The 25,875-nt window shown below is 62.6% G+C and carries 25 protein-coding genes; 11 read left to right on the forward strand and 14 right to left on the reverse strand.

The window, feature by feature from the left end:
* Window position 1 precedes the first annotated feature (1 nt).
* From SB822_RS18160 to SB822_RS18195, 8 genes are all read right to left on the reverse strand, one after another.
* Entirely contained in the window at window positions 2-685 is a 684-nt protein-coding gene (locus SB822_RS18160; protein ID WP_410855306.1) for a Fe2+-dependent dioxygenase, read from the reverse strand.
* 100 nt (window positions 686-785) lie between these two features.
* Complete coding sequence (locus SB822_RS18165) at window positions 786-3,023, reverse strand: TonB-dependent receptor (RefSeq protein ID WP_007744082.1); 2,238 nt, start codon at window positions 3,021-3,023, stop codon at window positions 786-788.
* A 339-nt stretch (window positions 3,024-3,362) separates the two neighbouring features.
* A complete protein-coding gene (locus tag SB822_RS18170; protein WP_007587603.1) occupies window positions 3,363-5,105 on the reverse strand; it encodes an ABC transporter substrate-binding protein in 1,743 nt (580 codons plus the stop codon).
* Window positions 5,106-5,191: 86 nt separating this feature from the next.
* Window positions 5,192-5,473 carry a DUF2160 domain-containing protein gene (locus SB822_RS18175; RefSeq protein WP_007587602.1) on the reverse strand — a complete coding sequence of 94 codons (282 nt, stop codon included), beginning with the start codon at window positions 5,471-5,473 and terminating at the stop codon, window positions 5,192-5,194.
* On the reverse strand, window positions 5,473-6,285 hold the full coding sequence (locus tag SB822_RS18180; protein ID WP_410855307.1) for a carbohydrate ABC transporter permease: 813 nt from the start codon (window positions 6,283-6,285) through the stop codon (window positions 5,473-5,475). Before SB822_RS18180 ends, SB822_RS18175 begins: the two co-directional genes overlap by 1 nt.
* Window positions 6,278-7,171, reverse strand: a complete 894-nt coding sequence (locus SB822_RS18185; protein ID WP_035537215.1) for a carbohydrate ABC transporter permease — start codon at window positions 7,169-7,171, stop codon at window positions 6,278-6,280. The genes SB822_RS18180 and SB822_RS18185 overlap by 8 nt, the downstream gene beginning before the upstream one ends.
* Window positions 7,168-8,274, reverse strand: a complete 1,107-nt coding sequence (locus SB822_RS18190; protein WP_007744079.1) for an ABC transporter ATP-binding protein — start codon at window positions 8,272-8,274, stop codon at window positions 7,168-7,170. Before SB822_RS18190 ends, SB822_RS18185 begins: the two co-directional genes overlap by 4 nt.
* Window positions 8,261-9,373, reverse strand: coding sequence for an ABC transporter ATP-binding protein (locus SB822_RS18195; RefSeq protein ID WP_007587587.1), 1,113 nt, complete (start codon window positions 9,371-9,373; stop codon window positions 8,261-8,263). The genes SB822_RS18190 and SB822_RS18195 overlap by 14 nt, the downstream gene beginning before the upstream one ends.
* 903 nt (window positions 9,374-10,276) lie before the next feature.
* On the opposite strand from SB822_RS18195, the gene SB822_RS18200 reads away from it, so the two are divergent.
* From SB822_RS18200 to SB822_RS18215, 4 genes are all read left to right on the forward strand, one after another.
* Window positions 10,277-11,671: an FAD-binding oxidoreductase gene (locus SB822_RS18200; RefSeq protein WP_007587586.1), complete on the forward strand. Its 1,395-nt coding sequence runs from the start codon at window positions 10,277-10,279 to the stop codon at window positions 11,669-11,671.
* A gap of 172 nt (window positions 11,672-11,843) precedes the next feature.
* Window positions 11,844-12,677: a DMT family transporter gene (locus SB822_RS18205; RefSeq protein WP_410855335.1), complete on the forward strand. Its 834-nt coding sequence runs from the start codon at window positions 11,844-11,846 to the stop codon at window positions 12,675-12,677.
* 102 nt (window positions 12,678-12,779) lie between these two features.
* The gene (locus SB822_RS18210; protein WP_410855308.1) at window positions 12,780-13,304 is read left to right on the forward strand and encodes a hypothetical protein; all 525 of its coding nucleotides are present in this window, start codon (window positions 12,780-12,782) and stop codon (window positions 13,302-13,304) included.
* Window positions 13,305-13,403: 99 nt separating this feature from the next.
* Entirely contained in the window at window positions 13,404-14,720 is a 1,317-nt protein-coding gene (locus SB822_RS18215) for a DUF2325 domain-containing protein (RefSeq protein WP_410855309.1), read from the forward strand.
* A 25-nt stretch (window positions 14,721-14,745) separates the two neighbouring features.
* Here SB822_RS18215 and SB822_RS18220 read toward each other — a convergent pair whose 3' ends face one another.
* The 3 genes from SB822_RS18220 to SB822_RS18230 form a co-directional block, all read right to left on the reverse strand.
* The gene (locus SB822_RS18220; RefSeq protein ID WP_007744075.1) at window positions 14,746-15,069 is read right to left on the reverse strand and encodes a winged helix-turn-helix domain-containing protein; all 324 of its coding nucleotides are present in this window, start codon (window positions 15,067-15,069) and stop codon (window positions 14,746-14,748) included.
* A gap of 164 nt (window positions 15,070-15,233) precedes the next feature.
* Window positions 15,234-15,725: a molybdopterin-dependent oxidoreductase gene (locus tag SB822_RS18225; RefSeq protein WP_410855310.1), complete on the reverse strand. Its 492-nt coding sequence runs from the start codon at window positions 15,723-15,725 to the stop codon at window positions 15,234-15,236.
* 166 nt (window positions 15,726-15,891) lie between these two features.
* Complete coding sequence (locus SB822_RS18230) at window positions 15,892-16,317, reverse strand: TOBE domain-containing protein (protein ID WP_410855311.1); 426 nt, start codon at window positions 16,315-16,317, stop codon at window positions 15,892-15,894.
* Between the two features lie 197 nt (window positions 16,318-16,514).
* Between SB822_RS18230 and SB822_RS18235 the strand changes: the two genes are divergently transcribed.
* The 5 genes from SB822_RS18235 to SB822_RS18255 all read left to right on the forward strand — a co-directional run bounded on the left by SB822_RS18235 (window position 16,515) and on the right by SB822_RS18255 (window position 21,117).
* A complete protein-coding gene (locus SB822_RS18235; RefSeq protein ID WP_410855312.1) occupies window positions 16,515-16,904 on the forward strand; it encodes a DUF3022 domain-containing protein in 390 nt (129 codons plus the stop codon).
* 125 nt (window positions 16,905-17,029) lie between these two features.
* Window positions 17,030-17,734, forward strand: a complete 705-nt coding sequence (locus SB822_RS18240; protein WP_410855313.1) for a YceH family protein — start codon at window positions 17,030-17,032, stop codon at window positions 17,732-17,734.
* 298 nt (window positions 17,735-18,032) lie between these two features.
* Window positions 18,033-19,730, forward strand: coding sequence for an acid phosphatase (locus SB822_RS18245; RefSeq protein ID WP_410855314.1), 1,698 nt, complete (start codon window positions 18,033-18,035; stop codon window positions 19,728-19,730).
* Window positions 19,731-19,761: 31 nt separating this feature from the next.
* Window positions 19,762-19,998, forward strand: coding sequence for a hypothetical protein (locus SB822_RS18250; RefSeq protein WP_007587576.1), 237 nt, complete (start codon window positions 19,762-19,764; stop codon window positions 19,996-19,998).
* A 228-nt stretch (window positions 19,999-20,226) separates the two neighbouring features.
* Window positions 20,227-21,117 carry a M23 family metallopeptidase gene (locus SB822_RS18255; protein ID WP_079488400.1) on the forward strand — a complete coding sequence of 297 codons (891 nt, stop codon included), beginning with the start codon at window positions 20,227-20,229 and terminating at the stop codon, window positions 21,115-21,117.
* Window positions 21,118-21,195: 78 nt separating this feature from the next.
* On the opposite strand, the gene grxC is transcribed toward SB822_RS18255, so the two are convergent.
* The 3 genes from grxC to SB822_RS18270 all read right to left on the reverse strand — a co-directional run bounded on the left by grxC (window position 21,196) and on the right by SB822_RS18270 (window position 23,104).
* Window positions 21,196-21,462, reverse strand: a complete 267-nt coding sequence (gene grxC / locus SB822_RS18260) for a glutaredoxin 3 (protein ID WP_410855315.1) — start codon at window positions 21,460-21,462, stop codon at window positions 21,196-21,198.
* Window positions 21,463-21,495: 33 nt separating this feature from the next.
* On the reverse strand, window positions 21,496-21,834 hold the full coding sequence (locus SB822_RS18265; protein ID WP_410855316.1) for a DUF4148 domain-containing protein: 339 nt from the start codon (window positions 21,832-21,834) through the stop codon (window positions 21,496-21,498).
* Window positions 21,835-22,087: 253 nt separating this feature from the next.
* Window positions 22,088-23,104, reverse strand: a complete 1,017-nt coding sequence (locus SB822_RS18270; RefSeq protein WP_410855317.1) for an AraC family transcriptional regulator — start codon at window positions 23,102-23,104, stop codon at window positions 22,088-22,090.
* 198 nt (window positions 23,105-23,302) lie between these two features.
* Between SB822_RS18270 and SB822_RS18275 the strand changes: the two genes are divergently transcribed.
* Together SB822_RS18275 and SB822_RS18280 are read left to right on the forward strand one after the other, a co-directional pair.
* Window positions 23,303-24,697 carry a dihydrolipoyl dehydrogenase gene (locus SB822_RS18275; RefSeq protein WP_410855318.1) on the forward strand — a complete coding sequence of 465 codons (1,395 nt, stop codon included), beginning with the start codon at window positions 23,303-23,305 and terminating at the stop codon, window positions 24,695-24,697.
* 733 nt (window positions 24,698-25,430) lie between these two features.
* A complete protein-coding gene (locus SB822_RS18280; protein WP_410855319.1) occupies window positions 25,431-25,601 on the forward strand; it encodes a hypothetical protein in 171 nt (56 codons plus the stop codon).
* The last annotated feature ends 274 nt before the right edge of the window (window positions 25,602-25,875 follow it).

Here is a 25,875-nt window from a genome sequence, read left to right on the forward strand (position 1 = left end):
CTCAGGTCTCGCTCCACATGCGCAGCAGGTTGTGGTAACAGCCCACCAGTGTGCGGCGCGCCGCTTCATCGCCGTTCGATGCATTGAGGCGTTGTATCGCGCCATCGAGATCGAACAGCATCGCGCGTTGCGTGTCGTCGCGCACGAGGCTTTGCGCCCAGAAGAAACTCGACACGCGTGCACCGCGTGTCACGGGCCGCACCTGATGCAGGCTCGTGCCCGGATACACAATGGCGTGTCCGGCAGGCAGCTTCACTTCCTGCACGCCGAAGGTATCTTCGACCAGCAGTTCGCCACCGTCGTATTCGTCCGGCGGCGTGAGAAACAGCGTGATCGAAATATCGGTGCGTACGCGCACGCCGCTGCCCGGCACGAGCCGGATCGCGCCGTCGACATGACTGCCGAAGTGCATCCCGCCTTCGTAGCGGTTGAAGAGCGGCGGATACACCTTGTTCGGCAGCGCGGCGCTGATGAACAGCGGATGACGCTCCAGCGACGCGACAATCCGGTCGCCCATGTCCAGAGCGATCTGCGAGCCTTCCGCGATCTGCTGGTTGCGCTTGACGGGCGCGCCCTGGTAGCCGGCCGTCGCGCGGCCATCCACCCATGCGTCGCTGGCTTCGAGCGCCGCGCGCATCGCGGCGGCTTCGGCGGGACTCAGTACGTCCGGGATCGAGACAATCATGGTTCAACGTTCCTGCATAAGCAGCAGCGCCGCGCGCCTCCGCATGAATCGCTTCATGCGGGCGAGCGCGCGGCGTGCCGTGGGCTATCGCTTCGTGCGATCAGAAGAAGCGATAGTTTAGCGTCGCGAGGAACGTACGGCCGTAACCCGGCACCGCGCGTCCGCCGTCGGACGGAATCAGCGCGTCGTAGTAGTTCTTGTCGGTCAGGTTCAACACGTTGATCTGGACGTCGTAGCGCTTCGCGTGATATGCGGCCATCGCATCCCAGCGCGTGTAGCCGCCAACCTGCACGAAGTTGTTGTTCGCCGCATAGCGCGACGACATGTACGTCGGACCGCCGCCGATTTCCCAATGCGGTGTGAACTGATACGTCGTCCACAACGTCAGCGTATTGCGCGGCGTATTCGCGGGCGTCTTGCCTTGCGTGCCGTCGAACGCCTGCAGAATCACGCCGTCCATGTACGTATAGCCGCCGAACACCTGCCAGTTGCTCGTGATGTGGCCGGCCAGGCCGAGCTGATAGCCGCGCACGCGGATATCGCCGTCGAGCGTGTAGCTGCCGTCGGGGTTTGCGGTCCGCGCATTCGTCTTCTCGATGCTGAAAAGCGATTGCGTCACCGACAGGCCGCCGCCGAGCAGATCCAGCTTCGCGCCGACTTCATACGACTTGTTGTGCTCCGGCGGCAGATTCTGCTGTCCGTTCGTGAGCGTCAGCGCTTCGAGCGACGGATCGAACGACGTGCCATACGACACGTAGTACGACTGCCAGTCGGCCGGCTGATAAATGATGCCGCCGCGCACGCTGGTGAAGTAATTGGTCTGCGTCGCGTAACCCGGCAGGTTGATCGAGTTCTTGATCGACGCTTCGTAGCGGTCCCAGCGCACGCCGCCCACCACCTTCCAGTGCTCGCCAAGCGAGATCGTGTCGTTCAAATACAGGCCCACGTCATTCGCGCTCGATTCCGCGAGATTGGTCGCCACTTCCTTCACATTCGCGGGACGCGTCGTGTACGGCGGATTTATCAGCGGCACCACGCCGATCGTGTTCGACGTCATGCCCGGCGAAGTCGCCGTGAAGCTCTGGTTGCTGTACGTTTCGTGGCTCAGATCGACGCCGGCGAGCAGGTCATGTTTGACCGGCCCCGTGTTGAACTTCCACTCGACGTCGGTCGAGTTGTAGACCGAATGGTCGTTGATGTTTCGGTCCTTGCCCTGCAGCTTGACGAACAGCTTCGACGGATCGATGTTCGTGAAGTTGCCGTTGGCGAGCGCCGTCGACGTCGAGAGCGGCCCCGTCAGCACCGACGCCGCATTGGTCGCACGCGCTTCCGTGCTGTAGTGGCTGAACTGCGTCTGGTTGCGCACCGTCACGTCTTCGTTGAAGCGGTGCTTGATGCGCGCGCTGAACGTCTGCACGTCCTGAATCGTGCGGTCGTCGGTGTAGCCGTAGAACGTGCCGCGATTCACCGGCGCGGGATGGCCGTTCAGCGGCGGAACGCCGTAGTCGGGCTGATCGCGGTTGTGCTGGATCAGCGCGGACAGCGTGATTTCCGTCGGCGTGCCGATGCCGAACTTCACTTCGGGCGCGACGCCATAGTCCTTGTTCTTCATCACATCGCGCGACGAACCGAGGCTCTGGCCGAATGCGTTGATACGGAACGCGGAGGTATCGGTGATCGGCGTGTCGAGGTCGACTGTGGTGCGGTAACGGTCATGCGTGCCCGCCTGCACGGAGACGTCGGCGCGCTTTTTCAGTTGCGGCTCCTTGCTGACCTGGTTGATCACGCCGCCCGTCGAACCGCGTCCGAAGTACAGCGACGAAGGACCGTACAGCACGTCGATCGAGTCGAGGTTGAACGTGTCGCGATAGTACTGGCCGCGATCGCGGAAACCGTCGAGGTAGATGTCGGTACGCGCCGAGAAGCCGCGCAGGTTGATGTTGTTGCCGATCTGGCCGCCTTCGGCGGCGCCGATCGTGATGCCGGGCACGTTGCGCAGCGCGTCGGAGAACGAGTTCGCAGCCTGCGACTGGAGCACGGCCTTCGGTATGACGGTGACGGCCTGCGGAATATCGCGCAGCGCGGTCGGTACCTTGGCGCCGACACTGGATGTGTCGGACTGGAAGTCGGTGGCGTTGTCGACCTGCCCCGTCACCTTGACGGCGGGCAATGTGTTGCTTTCGGAAGGCTGGCTGGCCGAGGGCTGGCTGGCGGGAGAAGCGGACGTTGCAGCCTGGGCAACCTGTGCTGCCGGTGTGGCTGGCGTCGTCGTTTGAGCAAAGAGCGGCGTCGCAAAGACGGCCATGACGGCCGCTGCGAGTGGCGTGGTTCGAAGCATCACGATTCCCTGTCGTTGTAACTGAATTTTTTATGTGTAACGAGCGGTGCCTGCCCGTCAGGTTCGCAAATTTCGCGAACTGGTCCGCCTGGCAACGGATTCCGGCCGGTCACATCTAAATGAGAATCGGTATCATTACATGAACAGTAATGGTTCGCAATCATCCGTAAGGCATATGTGGTCTTTATGCATCAAACGTTTAAATGACAATTTGCTTTCGATCGATGAATGGGTCGCGCCTGTTTAATCGCGCGTTCTTGCGGCATAAAACCAATAAAAAACGGGCGGCGTCTTTCGACACCGCCCGCCTCAACCTTCCCGCTCTTCTACGTCAAATAATTAGCGAACCTTGCCCGCCTTCCATGCCGCGAGCAGCTGGTCGTACTTGACCGTTTCGCCCTTCGGCTTCTCGTTCGCGAGCTTCTTCCAGGGCGCATGCTGATCCGAGAGCCATTTCGACGGATCGCTTTCCGGGTTCAATTCCGGCGCGCACACCTTCATACCGGCGCGCTGCAAACGGCCCAGCACCTGGTCCATTTCCTTCGCGAGGCTGTCCATCGCGGCTTGCGGCGTCTTCTCGCCAGCAGCCGCTGTCGCGACGTTCTTCCACCAGAGCTGCGCCATCTTCGGATAGTCCGGCACGTTGTTGCCCGTCGGCGTCCACGCGACACGCGCCGGGCTGCGATAGAACTCGATCAGGCCGCCGTACTTGTCGGCGTTCTTCGTGAAGTAATCGCTATGAATGTCGGAGTCGCGAATGAACGTGAGACCGACAATCGACTTCTTCAACGACACCGACTTTGACGTCACGAATTGCGCGTAAAGCCATGCGGCAGCACGCTGGTTCGCGGGCGTCGACTTGAAGAAGGTCCACGAGCCGACGTCCTGATAGCCGTTCTGCATGCCGTCCTTCCAGTACGGGCCATGCGGCGACGGCGCCATGCGCCACTTCGGCGTGCCATCCGCATTCGTCACGTTGCCGGGCTTGAGCATCGACGCCGTGAACGCCGTGTACCAGAAGATCTGCTGCGCGATCTTGCCTTGCGCGGGAACCGGGCCCGCCTCGCTGAACGTCATGCCGGACGCTTCCGGCGGCGCATATTTCTTCAGCCAGTCGACGTACTTGGTGGTCGCGAAGACGGCAGCCGGGCTATTCGTGCCACCGCCGCGCGACACGGATGCACCCACGGGATGACAACCATCCGGCGTCACGCGAATGCCCCATTCGTCGACGGGTATGCCGTTCGGAATGCCTTTATCGGCTTCGCCCGCCATCGAAAGCCACGCGTCTGTGAAGCGCCATCCAAGCGACGGGTCTTTCTTGCCGTAGTCCATGTGGCCATAGACCTTTTCGCCATCGACGGTCTTCACGTCGTTCGTGAAGAAGTCGGCAATATCCTCATACGCGGACCAGTTCACGGGCACGCCGAGATCGTAGCCATACTTTGCCTTGAACTTGTCCTGCAGATCTTTGCGCGCAAACCAGTCCGCGCGGAACCAGTACAGATTGGCGAACTGCTGGTCGGGCAACTGATAGAGCTTTTTATCCGGCGCGGTCGTGAAGCTCGTGCCAATGAAGTCCTTCAGATCGAGGCCCGGATTCGTGTACTCCTTGCCCTCGCCCGCCATGTAATCGGACAGCGGCACGATCACGCCATAACGATAGTGCGTGCCGATCAGATCCGAGTCCGAAATCCAGCCGTCGTAAATACTTTGACCGGATTGCATCGACGTCTGCAGCTTTTCGACGACATCGCCTTCCTGAATGATGTCGTGCTTGACCTGAATGCCCGTGATTTCCGTGAATGCCTTGGCAAGCGTCTTCGATTCATACATATGCGTGTCGATCGTTTCCGACACCACGTGCACTTCCTTGACGCCTTGCGATTTGAGTTTTGCAGCTGTATCGATGAACCATTTCATTTCGTCCATCTGCTGCTGCTTGCTCAGCGTGCTGGGCTGGAATTCGCTATCGACCCATTTCTGCGCTTCTGGCGTACCCGCCAGTGCAGCGTGATTCGCACAAGCCCCCGCGACCACTCCTGCCACTGCGAGCGCGACGATCCGTCTCCTGTGTTGCATGGTCTTCTCCTGTGTCTCCACACCCCTTTGGATCATCAGCCGGTTGCCGCCCGGGGCATCAACGAAACCGGTTTATTCTTGATGCTTTATCCCTTCCACATGATCACGAGCAGCACGACGACAGACGCCGCAAAGCCCGGCCATGCGCTCGCGCCTTCGCCGCTAATCGCAATCCACGCGAGATTCACATAGGCCGCCGTCAACAGTCCGATAAAGAGCCTGTCGCCACGCGTGGTCGCAATCGGCAAAAAGCCTTTGCGTTCGATAGTCGGCGCGCGAAACTCCCACAGCGTCATGCCTGCGAGCATCGCGACGACGCAGCCAAAGAAGATCCCGACTTCGGGTGTCCAGTACATCCACGTGAACATCACACTCTCCCCATCGCAAAGCCCTTCGCGATGTAGTTGCGCACGAAGTAAATAACGAGCGCGCCGGGAATGATGGTCAGCACGCCGGCTGCGGACAGCACGCCCCAATCCATACCCGCCGCCGATACCGTGCGCGTCATCACAGCGGCAATCGGCTTGGCGTTGACGGTGGTCAGCGTGCGCGCAAGCAGCAGCTCGACCCAACTGAACATGAAGCAGAAGAACGCCGTCACGCCGACACCCGCCTTGATCAAAGGGAGAAAGATCTTGATGAAGAATGCGGGGAACGAATAGCCGTCGATATACGCGGTCTCGTCGATTTCACGCGAAACGCCCGACATGAAGCCTTCGAGTATCCACACCGCGAGCGGCACATTGAACAGCATGTGCGCGAGCGCGACGGCGACATACGTGTCCATCAGCCCGACGCTCGAATAGAGCTGGAAGAACGGCAACAGGAACACGGCGGGCGGCGTCATCCGGTTGGTGAGCAACCAGAAGAACATGTGCTTGTCGCCGAGAAAGCGATAACGCGAGAACGCGTACGCGGCCGGTAACGCGACGAGCACCGACATCACCGTATTCATCAATACATAAACGATCGAATTGATGTAGCCCCAGTACCACGACGGGTCGGTGAAGATCACCTTGAAGTTGTCGAACGTCACGTGATGCGGCCAGATCGAGAACGCCGACATCGTTTCTTCGTTCGTGCGCAGCGAGATCGACAGCATCCAGTACAGCGGAATCAACGCGAACGCGATATAGCCGAGCAAGACGAGCCCGCGTATCCAGCGGCGGTTATCACGCATTGTCTTCTCCCGTCGTTGCAGGACCGCCCTTGCCGACGCGCTCCATCCAGTTGTAGAGAATGAAACAGAGCAACAGGATGATCAGGAAGTAGATCAGCGAGAAAGCCGCCGCAGGCCCGAGATCGAATTGACCGACGGCCTTTTGCGTCAGGTACTGGCTCAGGAATGTGGTCGAGTCGCCCGGACCGCCGCCCGTCAGCACGAATGGCTCCGTATAGATCATGAAGCTGTCCATGAAGCGCAACAGCACCGCGATCATCAGTACGCCGCGCATCTTCGGCAGCTGGATATAGCGAAACACCGCAAAGCGGCTTGCACCGTCGATTTCCGCGGCCTGATAGAAGGCATCGGGAATAGCGCGCAACCCTGCATAGCAGAGCAATGCAACGAGCGGCGTCCAGTGCCAGATATCCATTACGAGCACGGTGACCCATGCGTCGGTGGGACTCGCCGTGTAGTTGTAGTCGACGCCGATGCGATTCAGCACGTAGCCGAGCAAACCGATATCGGGTCGGCCGAAGATCTGCCAGATCGTGCCGACCACATTCCATGGAATCAGCAGCGGCATCGCGAGCACGACGAGCGCCGCCGATGCGCGCCAGCCGGAGGCCGGCATCGCGAGTGCGAGTCCGACGCCGAGCGGAATTTCGAACAGCAATACACAGGCCGAGAAAATGATCTGCCTGCCCAATGCGCCGCGCAGATCGGGATCGGTCATGATGTTGCGAAACCATTCGGTACCGACGAACACATGCTGCGTCGGGCTGATGATGTCCTGCACCGAGTAGTTGACGACAGTCATCAGCGGCAGGATCGCGGAGAACGCGACGCAAATGAAAACAGGCACGACGAGCAGCCACGCCTTCTGGTTGAGCGGCTTCATCACGCGCCTCCTGCGGCTCGCACCGCAATGCGTTCGTCGTTGCTGAAATAGACGGTTTCGGGCGCAGCGACGCGCAACCACACGGGGCCATCCACGACGCGCAAATTCGGCTCCATCTTTGCGTTGAAGATGTGACCTTCGCAGTTCGCCGTCACGAGCTGATAGTTGCCGAGCTGCTGCGCGCGCGTGACTTGCGCGCGGACTGCGCCCGCTTCGCCGTCGTCGGCGAGACGCACGAACTCGGGCCGAATGCCGAGCTTCAGATCGCCGTTCGTGCTCTTGAGGGTCGCGAGCGTATTCGCGTCGACGGCGACGCGCTGCGAGCCCAGCCTGATCGCGCCTTCATCGAGACTCACGGGGCACAGGTTCATCCCCGGACTGCCGATGAAGTAACCGACAAACGCATGATCGGGGCGAAGAAACAGCGCTTCCGGCCCGCCCTTTTGCACGACGCGCCCATTCGTCATCACGACCACTTCATCCGCGAATGTCAGCGCTTCGACCTGATCGTGCGTCACGTAGATCAGCGTGAGCTTCAATTGCTGGTGGATCTTCTTCAGCTGACGCCGCAGCATCCATTTCATGTGCGGATCGATGACGGTCAGCGGTTCGTCGAAAAGAATCGCCGCCACATCCTTGCGCACGAGTCCGCGTCCAAGTGAAATCTTCTGCTTCGCATCCGCCGACAGATTGCTCGCCTTGCGCGGCAACTCACGCGCCATGTCGAGAATGTCGGCCACTTCATGTACGCGCGTGCGGACTTCGGCGGCAGGCAGCCCGCGATTGCGCAGCGGAAAGGCGAGATTGTCGAACACGGTCATCGTGTCGTAGATCACCGGGAACTGGAACACCTGCGCGATATTGCGTTCGCGCGCGCCTTGCACGGTGACATCGCGTCCATTGAAAAGCACTTTGCCTTCCGATGGCGTCAACAGGCCCGACACGATATTGAGCAACGTCGATTTGCCGCAACCCGAAGGACCGAGCAGCGCGTATGCGCCGCCGTCTTCCCACACCATGCTCATCGGCTGCAGTGCGTAGTCGTCGAGCGAGGCGGGGTTTGGCCGGTACGCGTGACCGAGATTCTGAAACTCAATGCGCGCCATATGCCACCTCCTGGACCTTGGGACGCGCGACAAGATTGGCGTCCGCGCCGAACACGAACAGTTCGTCGGGGTCGATATAGACGTCGAGCTGCGTGCCGAGCGCGATCTGATGCACGCCTTGCAATTGCGCGACGAGATCGATGCCGCCGTGACGTGTATGCAAGTGAAGGTACGTTTCTGAGCCGCTCAGTTCGGCGAGTTCGAGCAGACAGGGCACGGCAATCGAATGCGCGTTGCGCGGCGCAAGACGCAAATGGCCAGGCCGGATGCCGATCCGGCAGGTGCCCGTTCCGACAGCCGTGGCCGCGGCGCGGCGCACGGGCACGTCGATGCCGATGGGCAGACGCGCGTCGCCGCTCTCGAGCAGTTCGCTCGTCAGCATGTTCATGGGCGGATCGTTGAAAACGGCGGCGACATCGACATTCGCGGGCGCGTTGTAGACGTCGAGGGTCGGGCCGAACTGCAGCACGCGGCCCTTGTCGACGACGGCCGTGTAGCCGCCTAGCAGCAGCGCTTCGAGCGGATCCGTCGTCGCATAGACGACCGTGGTCTTGCCGTCGGAAAAGAGTGTCGTGAGTTCGGCGCGCAATTCCTCGCGCAACTTGTAGTCGAGATTCACGAGCGGTTCGTCGAGCAGCACGAGCGACGTGCGCTTGACGAGCGCGCGCGCCAATGCGCAACGCTGCTGCTGGCCACCCGACAGCTCCCCGGGACGCCGGTCGAGCAGATGCTCGATGTGCAGCTTCGACGCGACCTCGTTCACGCGGCGGCGTATTTCGCCCGCTTCCGTCTTTTGCAGCTTGAGCGGCGACGCGATGTTGTCGAACACCGTCATCGCGGGATAGTTGATGAACTGCTGATAGACCATGGCAAGGTTGCGCTGACGCACGCTCACGCCCGTCACGTCCTGGCCGTCGGCCAGCACGCGCCCCGTCGTGGGCCTGTCGAGTCCTGCCATCACGCGCATCAACGTGGTCTTGCCTGCCTGAGTGGGACCCAGCAGTACATTGATCGCCCCCGGGACGAGCCGCAGATCGACGCCGTACAGATGCGTCAGCCCGCCCGAAACGACGGTGACCCGCTCGAGTTCCAAAACCAAATTGCTCTCCTTTGTTCGATGCTTCTGATGCAGCTTCGCTTTTCTTCTGCTTGTTCTTTGTTCAACCGCGGCTTCGACGCAAATGCAGATGCTTTGGTACGGCTACAGCAGTGATTCGATTACGGCGTTCGCATACGCCGGGCGCCGCAAGGCGCGGCCCGGTTTGCTGACGAGAGGCAGGGCAAGGGATAGCGCCGCACGGGCGCCGGAGAAGCTGTTATCGATCCATTGTCCCGATGGTTTTTATTCGGGCACTTCAAAAACAGGCCATACGACCCATGTTCAAAAAGGAAATCAAAACAACAGCAACAATGTTCTCTTTTGTTCGTTTACGTTTAAATCGGGGTTAACCATACAAAACGTGAACAATCACCATCTACTGTACTTACGGACAGTAGAACAATCTATTACGCATTGACGCTGGTTTACTTACAGAGAGCAAGTTGGCGGTCAGCGTAACAGAAGAAATGCGGTGCACCGGGCGGCAGTGCAATTCGTCTGAGCTGTCGAAACCGCCGGTCCGGAAAACCGCAATCCGCGTGCGCGAGTCAATCGCATGCGTTTGATGTTCGCGCGATGAAACGACAGCAGGCTTAGTGTTTCTGATGGTTCGTCCGGCACAGTTGAAAAACGTCGCTGCGTGAGCGAGCACGAGCTGAACTCACTATTTACGAAGCACTCCATCCGCGAGTCTTTTCAGAAAGGGCCCTGTTTTTCGGGCTTTTCACGTGTGCTAGCCCGTATTCAAAGGAACCTGGATGAAACGCGAAGGCGTGCGGGTATACGTTAATTTGTGAGCGCCGGTCAGCCTCGTTTACTGAACGAAAGCCAGGTCGTCCGAACTACTTTGATCAGACATGATCGAGGGGTTCGGACGTTGTTTGTCCGTACCGGAGGTGTAGCATGGCGAATCTGTCCAGCAGTGCAATCGACGAATTCAAAGCTCTCACGCGGGGCCAGGTCGTATTGCCCGGCGATCCAACGTTCGATGAAGCACGCAGTATCTGGAATGGGATGATCGACCGTCGACCCGCGATCATCGTTCGCTGCGCGGGCACGGCCGATGTCCGTCGCGCCGTCAATTTCGCGCGCGACAATAAATTGCTGCTCGCCGTGCGCGGCGGCGGCCACAACATCGCGGGTAGCGCCATGTGCGAAGGCGGCATGGTGCTCGACCTGTCGCAGATGAAGTCCGCGCGCATCGATCCCGTCGCGCGCCGCGCCTATGTCGAGCCGGGCTGTCTGTTGCGCGACTTCGATCACGAAGCGCAAGCCTTCGGGCTCGCCACGCCGCTCGGCATCAATTCGACGACGGGCGTCGCGGGCCTCACGCTTGGCGGCGGGTTCGGCTGGATCAGCCGGCGCTTCGGGATGACGGTGGACAACCTGATTTCAGCCGATGTCGTCACCGCCGACGGCGAATCGATCCGCTGCAGCGCCGATTCGCATGAAGATCTGTTCTGGGCGATTCGCGGCGGCGGCGGCAATTTCGGCGTCGTCACGATGTTCGAGTTCAAGTTGCATGAAGTGGGACCCGAGGTCTATGGCGGTCTCTACGTGCTGCCGATGGATCAGGCGCGCGACGCGCTCGTCAAATACCGCGCCGCGCTCGAAACCTGGCCGGACGAACTGACCGTCTGGGCCGTCGCGCGCTTCGCGCCACCGCTGCCCTTCCTGCCCGCCGACGTGCACGGCAAGCCGATCATCGCGTTTGCGGTCTGCTACACGGGCCCTGTCGCGAACGGTCCGGCCGTGGTCGAAGAAGTGCGCAAGTTCGGCACACCCTACGGCGAACATCTCGGGCCGATGCCGTTCACCGCCTGGCAACAGGCATTCGATCCGCTACTGACGCCGGGCGAGCGCAACTACTGGAAGTCGCACAATCTCGCAACGCTCGACGACGGCCTGATCGACGCGTTCGTTGATGCCATCGGCAATCTGCCGTCGCCGCAGTGCGAGATCTTTTTCGGCGCAATTGGCGGCCAGACGATGCGCGTGGCACCCGATGCAATGGCTTACTCGAATCGCGACGCGAAGTACGTGATGAACGTGCACGGCCGCTGGACGGAAGCCGCCGACGACGAGCGCTGCATTGCATGGTCGCGCGCGTTCTTCAATGCATCGGCGCCGTTCGCGCTCGGCAGCGTGTACGTGAACTTCATGACGGAAGAAGAATCCGCGCGCGTGGGCGACGCATACGGTCCGAACTACGCGCGGCTCGTCGCAGTGAAAGACCGTTACGATCCGCAGAACCTGTTCCGCCATAACCAGAACATCAAGCCATCCGCAATGGCCTGAACGCTGCGCCTCCGACATGCCGGATAGCAATCGTTGTCTCGTTGCTATCCGGCATTGTTTTTCAACGCCCCGCTTCCATCGATTCACGTTGCACCGCGCCATGCGTAGACGCATCGCCTCACGCTAAAGTATCGTGCACGCCCACGACGCCACCCCTTCCGCCCAACGCACCATGCCGCGCATGCGCATCGCCTTGCTGACGATCGTCGCCATGTTCGCCTTCGCGGGCAATTCGCTGCTATGCCGCATCGCGTTGAAGGGCACGTCGATCGATCCCGCAACGTTTACGTCTGTGCGCATCGTGTCGGCTGCCATCGTGTTGTGGATCATTCTGCGCAGCCGCGGCCAGTCGCAACCCTTCGCCGGCAACTGGCTTTCCGCTTTCGCGCTTTTCACGTACGCAGCGGCGTTCTCATTTGCCTATGTATCGCTGGCGGCGGGAACGGGCGCACTGCTGCTGTTCGGTGCGGTACAGGCGACGATGATCGGCTATGCGCTCTGTCGCGGCGAACGTCTGCGCATGCTGCAATGGACGGGTCTCGCATGCGCGCTCGCCGGCCTCGTCGCGCTCGTGCTGCCCGGCGTGAGCGCGCCGCCTCTGCTCGCGTCGCTGCTGATGCTGTGCGCCGGCATCGCGTGGGGCGCGTATTCGCTGCGCGGCAAACGCGCCGCCGATCCGACGGCCACCACGGCAGGCAACTTCATCCGCGCCATTCCCTTCGCCGCGGCGATCAGCATCGCGATGTTTGCGCGCGCATCGATCGACAGAACGGGCCTGCTTTTCGCGGCGATATCCGGCGCGTTGACGTCGGGTGTCGGCTATGTGATCTGGTACGCCGCGTTGAAGGAGATCAAGGCCACCACGGCCGCGACGGTGCAATTGAGCGTGCCGCTGATCGCCGCCATCGGCGGCATCGTGCTACTCGGCGAACCACTGACCACGCGCCTCGCGTTGAGCGCGGCCGCGATACTCGGCGGCATCGCGCTCGTGATCGGCCGCCGCTGACTATCGAACGAACGGACGAACGAACGATCGAATCGCGACGTGACAAGCGCACCGATATATACGATAGAATACATCGATCGTTCTAATCTCGGGAGAGTCGGGGTGGGCAGCACTCGTCGCGATGCGCCAACGGATGCGCTATCCGGGAAAATCAGCACGCTCAAGCCGATGTCGGCCGACGTGCGCGCGCAGCAGATCCGTGACGTAGTCGATGCGTTCAGGCGTCTGCGCAGCAGCGTCACGCGCTTTGTCCAGATGTTCGCGGCTACGCGAGACGCGGCGTTGGCGGCCGAAGGCCTGTCTTCCGCGTCGCTGCGTGAATTGCTGTCGATGCTCGGCAACGAAGCGCAAGCCGCCCATTTTGCGCGGCTGCGCGAGCTGAAGATCGCGATCCGCCAGGCACGCGTGCTCGAACGCACACGCGACGCGGTGTTTTCCGAGTCCTTCAGCACGAACCCGACGGCGATGCGCGAAACGGTGACGGCGCTGGAGCGCGTCGATGCGATCCTCGTCGGACTGTGCGTCGAGCACGTGCTGGAGCGGCACAAGCCCGCGCCGCCGCGCACGGTCGCGCTCAAGCCCGCGCCGCTGCCAACGCGCAGGCGTCAACCCGAACCGGTGCACTGATTTTCGCCCCGGCGCGCACCCGATATATTCGATGGTATATTTCGATAGCCCGTTCGCGCATCCACCCCGGTCCGCCGTCATGTCCGGATAGAGGTCTTCATGCACGCTCCGCCCTTTCGTCTCGCCCACCCGAGCATCGATACGTCCATCGGTTCCGCACAACGCGCCGATCCCTGCTGCGCGCCGTCGAAGGCGCAACTCGCCGATCTGAAACGACGCACCCGGCTCGCGGAACTCGATGCGCATCTGCACTGCTCGATCATCGGCACGTGTCTGAGCACGCATGAACTGCGCAAGCTCGTGCCGAAGTTCACCGACCTCGACCGTCAGCGCGCCACCGACCTCGAAATTCATCACACGGCTGTAGAGCTTGCGATCGAAGGCGGCGCGGGCGGCAAGGCGCTGCAAAAGGCACTGGACGAGCGCTATGCCGGCGCGCTCCGGCTGTTCGACAAGGCGAAGGAGCCCGACGCGGTGCTCGCGCTATGGAAAGAAGCGCTCAAGAGCGGTGACATTCCGCCCGCCTACTGGGCGCTGATGACGCATCCGCAAACCACCATGAGCGTGCGGCAATCGGCGTTCGGCGATCTGCACATGCTGTCGCATCTGGTCGGCGCCGCGAATCGTGCGGATATCCGGCGGCTCGTCGCACTGGAAGAAGACAATGCCACGTTGCGCACGAAGATCGATCGCCAGCAAAGCCGTCTGCAGGAGATGAGCTTGCAGCGCGACGCCGCTGCGCAGGAACTGGAAACGCGCGCGGCGCACGCCAAGGCGCAGGATGCCGGCACCGACGACGCGCTGCGCGCCGAAGTGCACCTGCTCCGTGAAGCATTGACGGCGCGTGACGAGCGTCTCGCGCTGCATACGAACCGTCGCGAAGCCGCCGAACAGCGTGTCGCCGCCGAACAGGAAAGCGCCCGTGCGTTGCGAGCGCGGCTCGATGAAATGGACGCGCTCGTGAAAACGCTGCAAGCGGAAGCGAGCGCGCTGGAACGTACGCTTCAGGCCACGGCGGGCGACGACCCGTCCGGGCGTTCGGCCTCGCTGGCGATCCTGGAGCGCATGCGCATCGTGTATGTCGGCGGAAGGCCGGGTTCGAATGCGGCGATCAGGCGGATCGTCGAATCGGCGGGCGGCGAGATGACCGTGCACGACGGCGGCATCGAGGATCGTAAGGGACTGCTGGCGGCTGCATTGCCGGGCGCGGATATCGTGGTGTTTCCCGTCGACTGCATCGATCACGACTCGATGAACATGCTCAAGCGTGTCTGCGAACGCGGCCACATTGCGTGGTATCCGCTGCGCACCGCGAGCGTCGCGAGTTTTGTCGAACTGATCGGGCGCCTCAATGCCGACGCGCAGACGAACACCCAATCCGGTGGAGCGCCGCGCTTCTGTCTGCGTCACGGTTAGGCGTCACGCGCAAACAGTTCAAGATCTACCGCCGCACCATTTTCGTAAGCGCGGCGATATCGTCGGCGCATGCGGCATACGCCTGCGCTTCGATGCCGCGATAGAGCCGGATGATCTCTTCGCCGACAGGCGTGAGCGCGCTGCCGCCGCCGCTCTGGCCGCCGTGCTCGGATATCGTCGCCGGCGATTTCAGCGAGCGGTTCAATTCATCCATCAACAGCCACGCGCGCCGATACGACATGTTCAGGCTGCGTGCCGCTGCCGAAATCGAACCATGCTCGCGCACCGCTTCGAGCAGCGCGACCTTTCCCGGTCCCAGCGCGATCGTGCCTTCCTGCTGAATGCGCATTCTGAAGCGCACCTCGGGCTTCGGATGTGCCGATGTCTTCATGTTGTTTGCCGGTTGACTCATGCGCGCAAGCATACACGATGCCATACGCTGGACTTCAATCGGCACTTGCACCAGTGCGCGGCGGCCAGCTCACGCCGGCAAACACGACCACGTTGATCGCATCAAAGCTCGAGCACGCGCGCAACCACACCCGCCAGCCGTTTCACATGACGCGGCGCGGGCAGAATGTCAGCGGCTGAAAACAGAACGGGCGCGCCTTCGTCGACGGAAAGCGCCTGGTCGCCGCGCTCGAACGCGACCAGCACGCGTTCGCCGATCGGCGTGTTGAACAGCTCATGCCATGAGAACGTCACCGCGTAGCCGTCGTGAGCGTGCGCGATGAAAATGGTCCGCTTGAAATCGCCCGGCCGGTCGTTGCGCAGGCCCGCCATGTCGATCAGATCCTTCAGCAGCACGCCGCGATACTGATCGACCTTGCGGATGAAGCGGTTCGTCGTGTAGCAGCGCAGGTCGAAGGGATCGGCCGTCACGCTTGCATGCTGCCGCAGATCGTCGATCGTCACCTGCATCGGACGCAAAAAATCGCCCGCCAGCATGACGGCGCCTGCCGTCGTCTCCTGCAGCGGCAGCGCCGCCGAGCCAGTCATTCCCATCGTCCATCTCCATTGCGTTGCGACGCTGTCATGCCGCACGATGTATCGGTGGGTATATTACGCTGCTAACTGGCTGGCTGCCGAAGGGGAACGCGACATAGGCGGCATATCGCACGGCTTATGACATGCGAGGCGCGGGGCCGCCGCCCGCGCCCGGCGTCGACGCTCAATCGACGCCGACGATCACGCTCGAAGCCTTGAAGATCGCCGCAGCCGCCTTGCCGCTGGCGAGGCCGAGACGGTCGACGCTGTCGTTGGTGACGATCGCAGCGACCTGGGCGCCGCCCGCCGCCGAAATGATGACCTCGCTGTTGACGGCGCCCTTCGTGACCGACGTGACCGTGCCCGCGATGCAGTTGCGCGCCGACACCTTGCTGCTGTCGGCATCGACCATCACGATCACCGACGAAGCCTTGACGAGCGCGAACGCCGGCTTGCCCGCCGCGAGCCCGAGCGACGACGCGCTGCCGTGCGTGATTACCGCGACGATTTCGAGTCCGTCCTGGGTGCGGAGCGTGATTTCGTCGTTGACGGCGCCGGCCTTGACGGCCGTGACCTGACCGGCGAAATGATTACGGGCGCTGGTACGCATGCGACTCTCCTTCGGGTTGCCCCTGTGTGTTGTTCAGTATGGACAAACGGCAAGTCCGCAGTGTACCGCGCGGCCTGTGACAGCCCACCATCGGCGCTGTCGGCCCTTCACGGCGCGCAATGTGACGCGTGCATGACGGGACAGTGGCATCCCGGTTGCTCATACATATTCAGAGGAAAACAGATAAAGGAGCAGCCATGGACACGATTGGATTGTCGCAGCGCATCGAGGAAATCGAACTGGCCCTCGTCGGGACCTTCGAATCGCCGAAAGCGCCCACTGTCAGCGCCTATCAGGAAGGCCCGACGACCTATCTGATGCTCTCCTGGGTCGTCGAAACGGGCCGCGACACGACGCTCGATGCGCGCTGCGTCGTAACGCTCAAGCTCGGGGATGCCCAGATCGACCGCTATACCGCGCTCGATACGGCCAAACGGCGCGTCGTCCAGGATCGTCTGAGGGATCTCGTGCGGCAGCATGTTGAAGTGTCGAGGGCGCAGCCGGCTTCGACGGACAGCTGTTCGATCGAACTCGACGTGGACGACACCGTCTTCGACGTGCCCGACGATCCGTACGACATGCCGTAGCGCCCCAGCGAAGCGACGGCCGGAACGCTTCCAGTCCCGCCGCCAACGGCAATAGACTATGCTAACGCGCGAGCCTGTGCGCTCGCGCCGTCGCACACGCGGCTTTCCATTCGAGTCTATTGCCCATGAATTCCACCACCGACGATACCCCGCGCCCCGCCATGCGGGCGCTCACGCCGCTCGAAGCCCGCGTGCTGGGCGTGCTGTTCGAGAAGCAGCACACCGTACCCGACACCTACCCGCTGTCGCTCAATTCGCTCGCGTCGGGCTGCAATCAGAAGACCTCGCGCTCGCCCGTGATGAACGTCAGCGAATCCGAGATTCTCGACGCGATCAACTCCATGAAGCGCCTTTCGCTGGTGCTCGAAGGCAGCAGCAGCCGTGTGCCGCGCTTCGAGCACAACATGGAGCGCGTGCTCGGGCTGCCGCGCCAGTCGGCGGCGCTGCTGACGGCGCTGCTGCTGCGCGGCCCGCAGACGGCAGCCGAGCTGCGGCTCGCCACCGCGCGCCTGCACGGCTTCGCCGATACGTCGTCCGTCGAGGCGTTTCTCGAAGAGCTTGCCGACAATGATCCGCCGCGCGTCGTCAAGCTGGGGCGCACGCCGGGCGAGCGCGAGAGCCGCTGGATGCATTTGCTGTGCGGCGAGCCCACGCCCGAACAGATCGGCGCCGCGGCACTCTCCGACGAGCCGCTGCCGCCCGGCGAACTCGAAGCGCTTCGCGCCCAGCAGCGCGAGTTGAGCGAGCGCGTCGCGCGGCTCGAAGCGCTCGTGACGCACCTCGCGGGCGAACTCGGCGTGTCGCTCGATGAGCTGAAGGGAAGCCTGTAGCCGCTGCCACCGGGCAGGTTTGCCGCGCGTGGTTCGCGGCAAACCGCCAGCGCGCCATCACCGTGTGACCGCGCCCGCCGCATGGCCGGGCCAAGCCAGATCAGCAAACTATCCAAAACGCAATCGCCTTGCCAAACAGAGCACCAAGCAGGGCGCAAAACAAGCCGCCAAACGGGTTGCTAACCGCCCTTGACGAATGCGACGATGCGGTTGGCGCGCGGCCGATGCCAAGGCGCGCCGCCTATCGCCCTGCCCCGCTGTGCCTCTTTTGCGATTCACTGTGCCAGGAGACTGACCGATGAACGAGCACGACGACCCCAATCTGCCCACCGCTTCCGACCTCCCCGCCGACGACCGCCCCGACGATCCCGACCGCCGCCGCGTCCTCACAGGCCTTGCGGCAGCGGGCCTCGGCCTCGCGCTGGCGGGCTGCCAGTCGGTGGACAGCGCCTCGACGGGCGCGCCGCGCAGCGCGGCCGACGCGCGGCTCGACAACGCGTTGCGCGATCAGGTCAAGCGCATCGTCGTGATCTACGCGGAGAACCGCAGCTTCGCGAACCTGTTCGGTAACTTCCCCGGCGTGCAGTATCCGCTGTCCGCCGTCACGCCCGAGCGCTACGTGCAACTGGACCGCGACGGCAACACACCGCTCGCCACGCTGCCGAAAATCTGGGGCGGCCTCGTGCCGCAAGCGCAGGAAGTCGACGGCAAGCGCTACATGATTGCCGAGCGCGATATCGCCGGATTGCGCAACCAGCCGTTCCATCTGACCGACGCGCACGGCGCGCCGCTGCCGAACAGCGTGATCACCCGCGATCTCGTGCACCGCTTCTATCAGAACCAGATGCAGATCAACGCAGGCCGCAACAACCAGTTCGCCGCATGGGGCGATTCGGGCGGTCTCGTGATGGGGCATTACCAGAGCTCCGGCGAATCGCTGAAGCTGTGGGCGCTCGCGCAGCAATACACGCTGTGCGACAACTTCTTCATGGCCGCGTTCGGCGGCTCGTGGCTCAACCACATCTTTCTGATTTCCGCGCAGGCGCCACTCGTGCCGGACATCGGCAGCGGGCCGGGGAAGAAGCTCGTATCCGTCGTCGAAGGCGACGACCCGACGGGCACGCGGCTGAAGCAGGCGCCCAATTCGCCGAAGACGGCCCTCGAAGGCCCGCCCGTGTTCGTCAGCGACGGCCCGTTCACACCCGACGGCTACGCGGTCAACACGATGGCGCCGCCCTATCAGCCGAGCATGGTGCGCCCCGCCGAGGGCGGCGATCCCGCGCTCGCCAATCCGCGTGACCCGAAGGTGCTGCCGCCGCAGCGTTACGCGACGATCGGCGACCGGCTGAGCGACAAGGGCGTCGACTGGGCGTGGTATAGCGGCGCCTGGCAATACGCGCTCGATCATCGCGATACGGGCGCCGTGCCCGACTTCCAGTATCACCATCAGCCGTTCAACTACTTCGCGAACTTTGCGCCCGGCACGGCGGCGCGCGCGCGGCATCTGCGCGACGGCGGCGTCGGCGACGACGCATCGACCAACCGCTTCATCGCCGATATCGACGCTGGGCGCCTGCCCGCCGTGACCTTCTACAAGCCACAGGGCAATCTGAACATGCATGCGGGCTACGCGGACGTCGAGTCCGGCGACCGGCATATCGCGAACGTCATCGAGCATATCCAGCGCGGCCCACAATGGCAGAACACGGTGATCGTCGTCACGCACGACGAAAACGGCGGCTGGTGGGATCACGTCGCGCCGCCCAGGGGCGACCGCTGGGGACCGGGCTCGCGGATTCCCGCGCTCGTCATTTCGCCGCTCGCGAAGAAGGGCTACGTCGATCACTCGGTGTACGACACCAACTCGATCCTGCGTCTGATCAGTCGCGTGCATGGGCTAGCGCCACTGGATGGCGTCGCGCTGCGTGACCGTGCGCTGGTGCAGAACGGGCTGACGCCCATCGGCGATCTGACGGGGGCGCTCGATCTCGCGTGATGCCGTTGTCGAAGTTGATTGAAGGAAACACATGTTCGTCGTGTATTGGCTGGAAGAAGGCACGTCGACGGGAACCGCTCGCTTCGAGCGGTTCGCCGCCGACGAAATGACCAAAGCGCTCGCGTTCACCGAAACGCTGCGCAAGAAGCAGGCTGCCGGCGATGACGTGAGCTTCGTCACGCTCTGCAGCGAGAACCCGCGCTCCGTCGGCAAGGCCGGCGCGTCCGATCCGCCCGCCGATTACGCGTGGAAAAAGCGCCGCCCGTGATCGCGGCTGTGTGGCACACATGCCACACAGCAGTCGACGCTTCGCAACACAATTGCGCGCGTAAAAAGCAAAAACGCGAAGTACCGTAAAACATTCAGGATTCCAGAAACATCCGTCACGGCTGTCTGTCAGATTTCCGTTCTGCGCTGCCCGGTCCGCGCCACGCCGTTCGCCCGGCACGCGCGAACCGATGCCGCGGCATCGCAGAACGACAAGAGGAAGACCGACATGACACCTACGCAACCGAAGCGCCGCACGCATGCGCGCGCGAGCGCGGGCCTCGCCCTGCTATCGCTCATCGGCGGCTGCACGACGCTGCCCTGGCAGATGACGCCCGAAGATCGGTCGCTCCAGCAGCCTCCGCAGCAGGCAGCGTCGCCCGCTTCGACCGAACGTCCGGCACGGCGCCCGCCCGTCAATGCCGACAAGCCGCTGTCCGACGGCTACTACCGCGTGAAGCCCGGCGACACGCTCTATCGCATCGCGACGAGCCACGGGCAACGCAGCGAAGACATCATCAAGTGGAATAACCTCACCGACCCGGGCCACATCGAAACAGGCGGCGTGCTGCGCGTCACGCCGCCATCCGACGCAGTCAGCGGCAGCGATGCCCCTGCGTCATCCGCTCAGGCAAAGCAACAGCGCACGAGCGCGCCCGCAAAGCCCGACGACGCCGCGAAGATCAATCCAAAAACTGACAAGGCCGATAGCACCGACAAGAAGGACGGCAAGAGCGCGGACACCGGCAAGCCAAGCTTCGTCTGGCCTGCGCGCGGCACGCTGAGCGCGGCGTATGGACAGGGCAAGTCAAAGGGGATCGTGATTGCGGCCAAAGCCGGCGATCCCGTCAAAGCGGCGACGTCGGGCCGCGTGGTGTTCGCGGGCGACGGCGGCAAGCCCTATGGCAAGCTGATCGTCATCAAGCACGACGACACGCTCGTGACCGCGTACGGACACAACCGCAAGCTGCTCGTCAAGGAAGGCACGAGCGTCAAACGTGGCGAAACGATCGCCGAGATGGCGGCGACGGACCACGGCAACGGCTCGATGCAATTCGAAGTCCGCAAGGACGGCAAGCCCGTCAATCCCGCGATGTATCTGCCGCACGTGGGTTCATGACGCGCGAACGGAAAGTAAAAAGCCGCGAACGGCGTGATGCCGTTCGCGGCTGAATCATTCTGGACTTGCGCTTCGCGCTTAGCGCACCGCGTTGGCCTCGACCAGTGGATCGAGATTCCCCGCGGTTTCCAGCGCGTTGAGATCGTCGAATCCGCCCACATGCGTTTCGCCGATGAAAATCTGCGGCACCGTGCGGCGTCCCGTGCGTTCCATCAACGCCAGCGCCGTGGCGCGGTCGCTCTGCACGTTGATTTCCTCGTACGGCAGACCCTTCTTCTTGAGTAGCGCCTTCGCGGCGAGACAGTACGGGCAGGTCGGTGTCGTGTAGATCGTGATTGCGGACATGATTATCTCCGTGAGCGTAGTGAATGCGGCGCGTTACTGGCCGCGATAGATGTCGTCGAATGCGGACGATGCGCCTGCCAGCGAGCGGGCGCGCGTCGTGCGGAAACCCGAGCCGGCGCTGCCGCTGGCCGACGGACCATACGAAGTCGCGATCAGATCATGCGAGCGATGGAACACGTGAGGCGCAGCGGCCGAGTAATTTGCCGGCTCCGGATAGTTCGTGTCGCTTTGCGGGTACTGGCCGGATTGCTGCGCGCCGACCAACTCGGCGCGAACCTGCGCGCGCGTCGCCGTCGATTGAGATTCAGCGTGGCTTGCGAGCGGCAGACCCAATGCCGCCGCGAGAACGAGAGCTTGATAGACGCGTTTCATGTTGAGCACCTTCGAGAAGCATTGCCGTCGGCGACGGGATGGCTCAACTGTAGGTGCGCATCGGATGGCCGTTAATGTCGGCGCGTCTCATGAAGATGCTCGATCGGCTCACCGCTTTTAGGCGCAGGCGTCGTGAAGCGTCACGCGCGGCTTCTGCGTAATGGCTCGACGCCTTGTGCGGCAAGGGTTTCCGAGAGATGCACACGGCCGGTCGCAAGGGCCCCGGCGCATGCTGTGCGGTTTATGAAATTCTCTATTGCTCTGCGTCCGCCGCAGCTTCATCCGCCGCGGCATCCTGCGCCAACTGCAAGTGCCCGCCTGATGCACGCCAGCGCGCGGGCGTCACGCCGATCTGCTTCTTGAACACGCGCTGGAACGCCGCTTCCGACTGATAGCCGACCGTCTCGCCGATATCGCCGACGGGCGTCGTCGATTCGAGCAGCATGCGGCCCGCGATCGTCATGCGGACTTCGGTGAGCACGTCGGTCGCCGAGCGGCCAATCGCCTCCTGGAACTGCCGAACGAAGGTCGCACGTGACATGTTGCACAGCGCGGCGAACTGATCGAGTGTCCACGGCTTGCCGGGCGATTCGAACATCGCCGAGACGGCCGCCTGCAGGCGCGGACGCCCCGCCAGCGCCAGCAGCCCGTGCGGCGGATGCGCCGCTTCGCTCGCAAAGCGCAGCGTCAACGCGAACAGCGCCGCCGACAGATGATTGACGAGGGTTTCGCTGCCGGGGCATTCGTCCGTTGCCTCTTCTCGCATCAGTTGAATGAGCCGCGCGAGCCGTGAGCCCGCGACGCCGCCCGGCTGTTCGCCATTCGCCGCCGCGTCGGCATGGGTCTTCGTCTGCGCGCCGCTGCGCACCACCAGTCGCGACGGCAAATGATCGCGCAGCAGCCGGTCCGGCACGGCGCCGAGCAGGAAGCGGCCGCACAGGATGTCGACCGTGTCGCCCGTGCCGCTATTCTCCGCGACCGTCAGCATGATGTTGCGCCGCTCCGTGACGGGGACGGGCTGCGCGCCGCTGCCGTCGTGGATGCGGTGCGGGATGCCCGTTGGAAACACGATGATGTCGCCCGCGGCCAGATGCTCGGGCGGCCCGTTGCCGTCTTCGAGCACCGCGCGGCCCGACAGCAGCACGTGATACGGAATCTCGCGCACGCCCGCAGGGCCTTCTTCGATCGCCCATGGCGCGCCGAAATGGCAGCGCACATCGACACGCCCGCTCACGGGCATCAGCGACAGGAAGCGGCTTAGCAGATCCATTTGAGCCGCCGTTTGAGCCGCGAGTTGAGCCGCGAGTTGAGCCGATTAAGCATGTTTTTGAATCGTTCGAGGATTAGCAACGCGCACGCAGGACCGTAAAGTGGAACCGTGCAATGCAAACCGATTCTACTGGACGGCAGCGATGCGCGCGGCACAGCACACTGATTCCGCCACCGCCCCGTCAGAACGAGGAACATCATGAAGACGCTTCAGATCGATGTTGCAGTGATTGGCGCGGGCAGCGCGGGCTTGTCCGCCTTCCGCGCCGCGAAGGCCGCGGGCGCGAGTGTCGTGCTGATCGAAGGCGGCGCGTACGGGACGACCTGTGCGCGTGTCGGCTGTATGCCGTCGAAGCTGCTGATCGCCGCCGCCGAAGCCGCGCATGCGGCGCGCCGCATGGCACCGTTCGGCGTGCATGTCGATGGCGCCGTGCGGGTCGACGGACGTGAAGTGATGGCGCGCGTCAAGGGCGAACGCGACCGCTTTGTTGGGTTCGTCGTCGAATCGACGGAAAGCATTCCCGATGAAGAGCGGCTGATCGGCTACGCGCAGTTCATCGACGACAACGTGCTGCAGGTCGGCGAGCACACCCGCGTGCACGCGAAGCGCATCGTGATCGCGACGGGCTCGTCGCCGTACGTGCCCGCGATGTACCAGGCGCTCGGCGACCGCGCGATCGTCAACGACGACGTGTTTGCGTGGGACGATCTGCCGCGCAAGGTCGCGGTGGTCGGCGCGGGCGTGATCGGGCTGGAACTCGGCCAGGCGCTCGCGTGGCTTGGCGTCGACGTGACGATGCTTGGCGCGCGTGGGCGCGTTGGGCCGTTGAGCGATCCGGCGATAAAGAATTATGCGCGTGATGTGTTCAGGGATTCTTTTCACTTCGAGACGCATGCGCAGGTGGAAGCGGCGACGCGCGAAGGTGACAGCGTGCGTTTGCGTTATCGCGATGGCGCGGGGGAATTGCACGAAGACACGTTCGATTATGTGCTGGTGACGGCGGGCCGTCGGCCGAATATGGACAAGCTTGCGCTGCATAACACGACGCTCGAGGTCGATGCGCGCGGTGTGCCTGTGTTTGATCCGTTGACGTTGCAGGCGGGCAAGCATCCCGTGTTTATCGCGGGCGATGCGAATGATGTGCTGCCGCTCTTGCACGAAGCCGCCGATGAAGGTCGCGCTGCGGGCGACAATGCCGCGCGGTATCCCGATGTGAAGCCGCTTGTGCGGCGGGCCGCGATTTCAGTTGTGTTTTCTGAGCCTGGGATTGCGATGGTTGGGGCGCGGTTTCTGGATCTTGCTGATGGGTCGTTTGTGACGGGTGAAGTGAGCTTTGAGGATCAGGGTCGTAGCCGCGTGATGCTGCGGAATCGTGGGTTGATGCATGTGTATGTGGATCGCGATACGCGACGGTTTGTGGGTGCTGAGTGGATCGGGCCGGATGCTGAGCATATTGCGCATTTGCTGTCGTGGGCGTTGCAGATGGGACTTACCGTTGATGCGATGCTCGCGATGCCTTTTTATCATCCTGTTGTTGAGGAGGGTTTGCGCAGCGCGTTGAGGAGTGCTGCTGCGCAGCTTGCCGTTATGTGATTTGCGTTTGGTTTTTTGCTTCGGCGGGGGCTGTGATTTGGCTTCGCAGTGCTGGTTCGGTGTGTTGGCCTCTGCGCTGGCATCCGGTTTGGTGTTTTTGCTTTTGCGCTGGCATCCGCGTTATGGTGTTTGCCGTTCACGCGTCGCCCCTGTGCGGGGCGGCACCTACTTTTCTTTGCCGCCGCAAAGAAAAGTAGGCAAAAGAAAGCGGCTAACACCGCCAATCCTTGTTCCTGCCTGAGGGCCCCCAACCGGTCCCTCACTTCACGCGGCAATCACGTGACTCATGTTCGTTGCCAACGCTCCGAATTGACGCCTCACCCGCTTCACGCACCCGCGTCACGGCACACCGTGCCAGATATTCCGCTGCCGCCCAGGTGGCAAACTGTGTGTAGGCCGTAGAGCCTCATACGCCTCACTTCGGACTGATAGCGCACGCGTTCCGCCCTGTAAGAGCGCCAAGCTATACGACCCGACAACCTACACACAGTTTGCCACCTGGGCGGCACATACCATTCGCTGCCGCTTGCCCGTGCAGGGGTATTTGAAGCGGGTGAGGCGCTCATACAAAGCGTTGGCAACGCAGGCGGACAGATAGTTGCCGTGTGAAGCATAGGACCCTTTGGGGGCCCTCAGGCAAGAACTAGAACTGGCGGTGTTAGCCGCTTTCTTTTGCCTACTTTTCTTTGCGGCGGCAAAGAAAAGTAGGTGCCGCCCCGCACAGGGGCGACGCGTGAACGGCAAACACCATAACGCGGATGCCAGCGCAAAAGCAAAAACACCAAACCGCTTGCGCAGCAAACCCCGCCTCCCGGATGCCAGCGAAAAACTAAAGAAGGGCGACGCCCAACATCACGTAATGCACCGGCACAATTCCCGAAGGCGTTATGAAAAGTTTCTTTAATCAATGTTGTTATCGATTACTCAACGAGCTGTAAGCACTGCCTTGCAACATCCATCAGCGCCGTGTGACGCAAAAAGTTCACAGATATATCACAACATGTGATAACGGCGCCGGAACGCCCGCTCCATCTGCTTGCCCCCACCCCGACTAACCAGGTCATCCCCCCTTAGCGAGCAGCTTCAATTGCGACCTTCACGGGAAAAATTGATAAAGATCAGTACGGCGACGCAAAACATGTGTCAACTTTACTTATTGAGGTTCGCATACTTTAATG

Source organism: Paraburkholderia sp. SIMBA_054 (assembly GCF_046534875.1).
Lineage (GTDB): Bacteria > Pseudomonadota > Gammaproteobacteria > Burkholderiales > Burkholderiaceae > Paraburkholderia > Paraburkholderia hospita.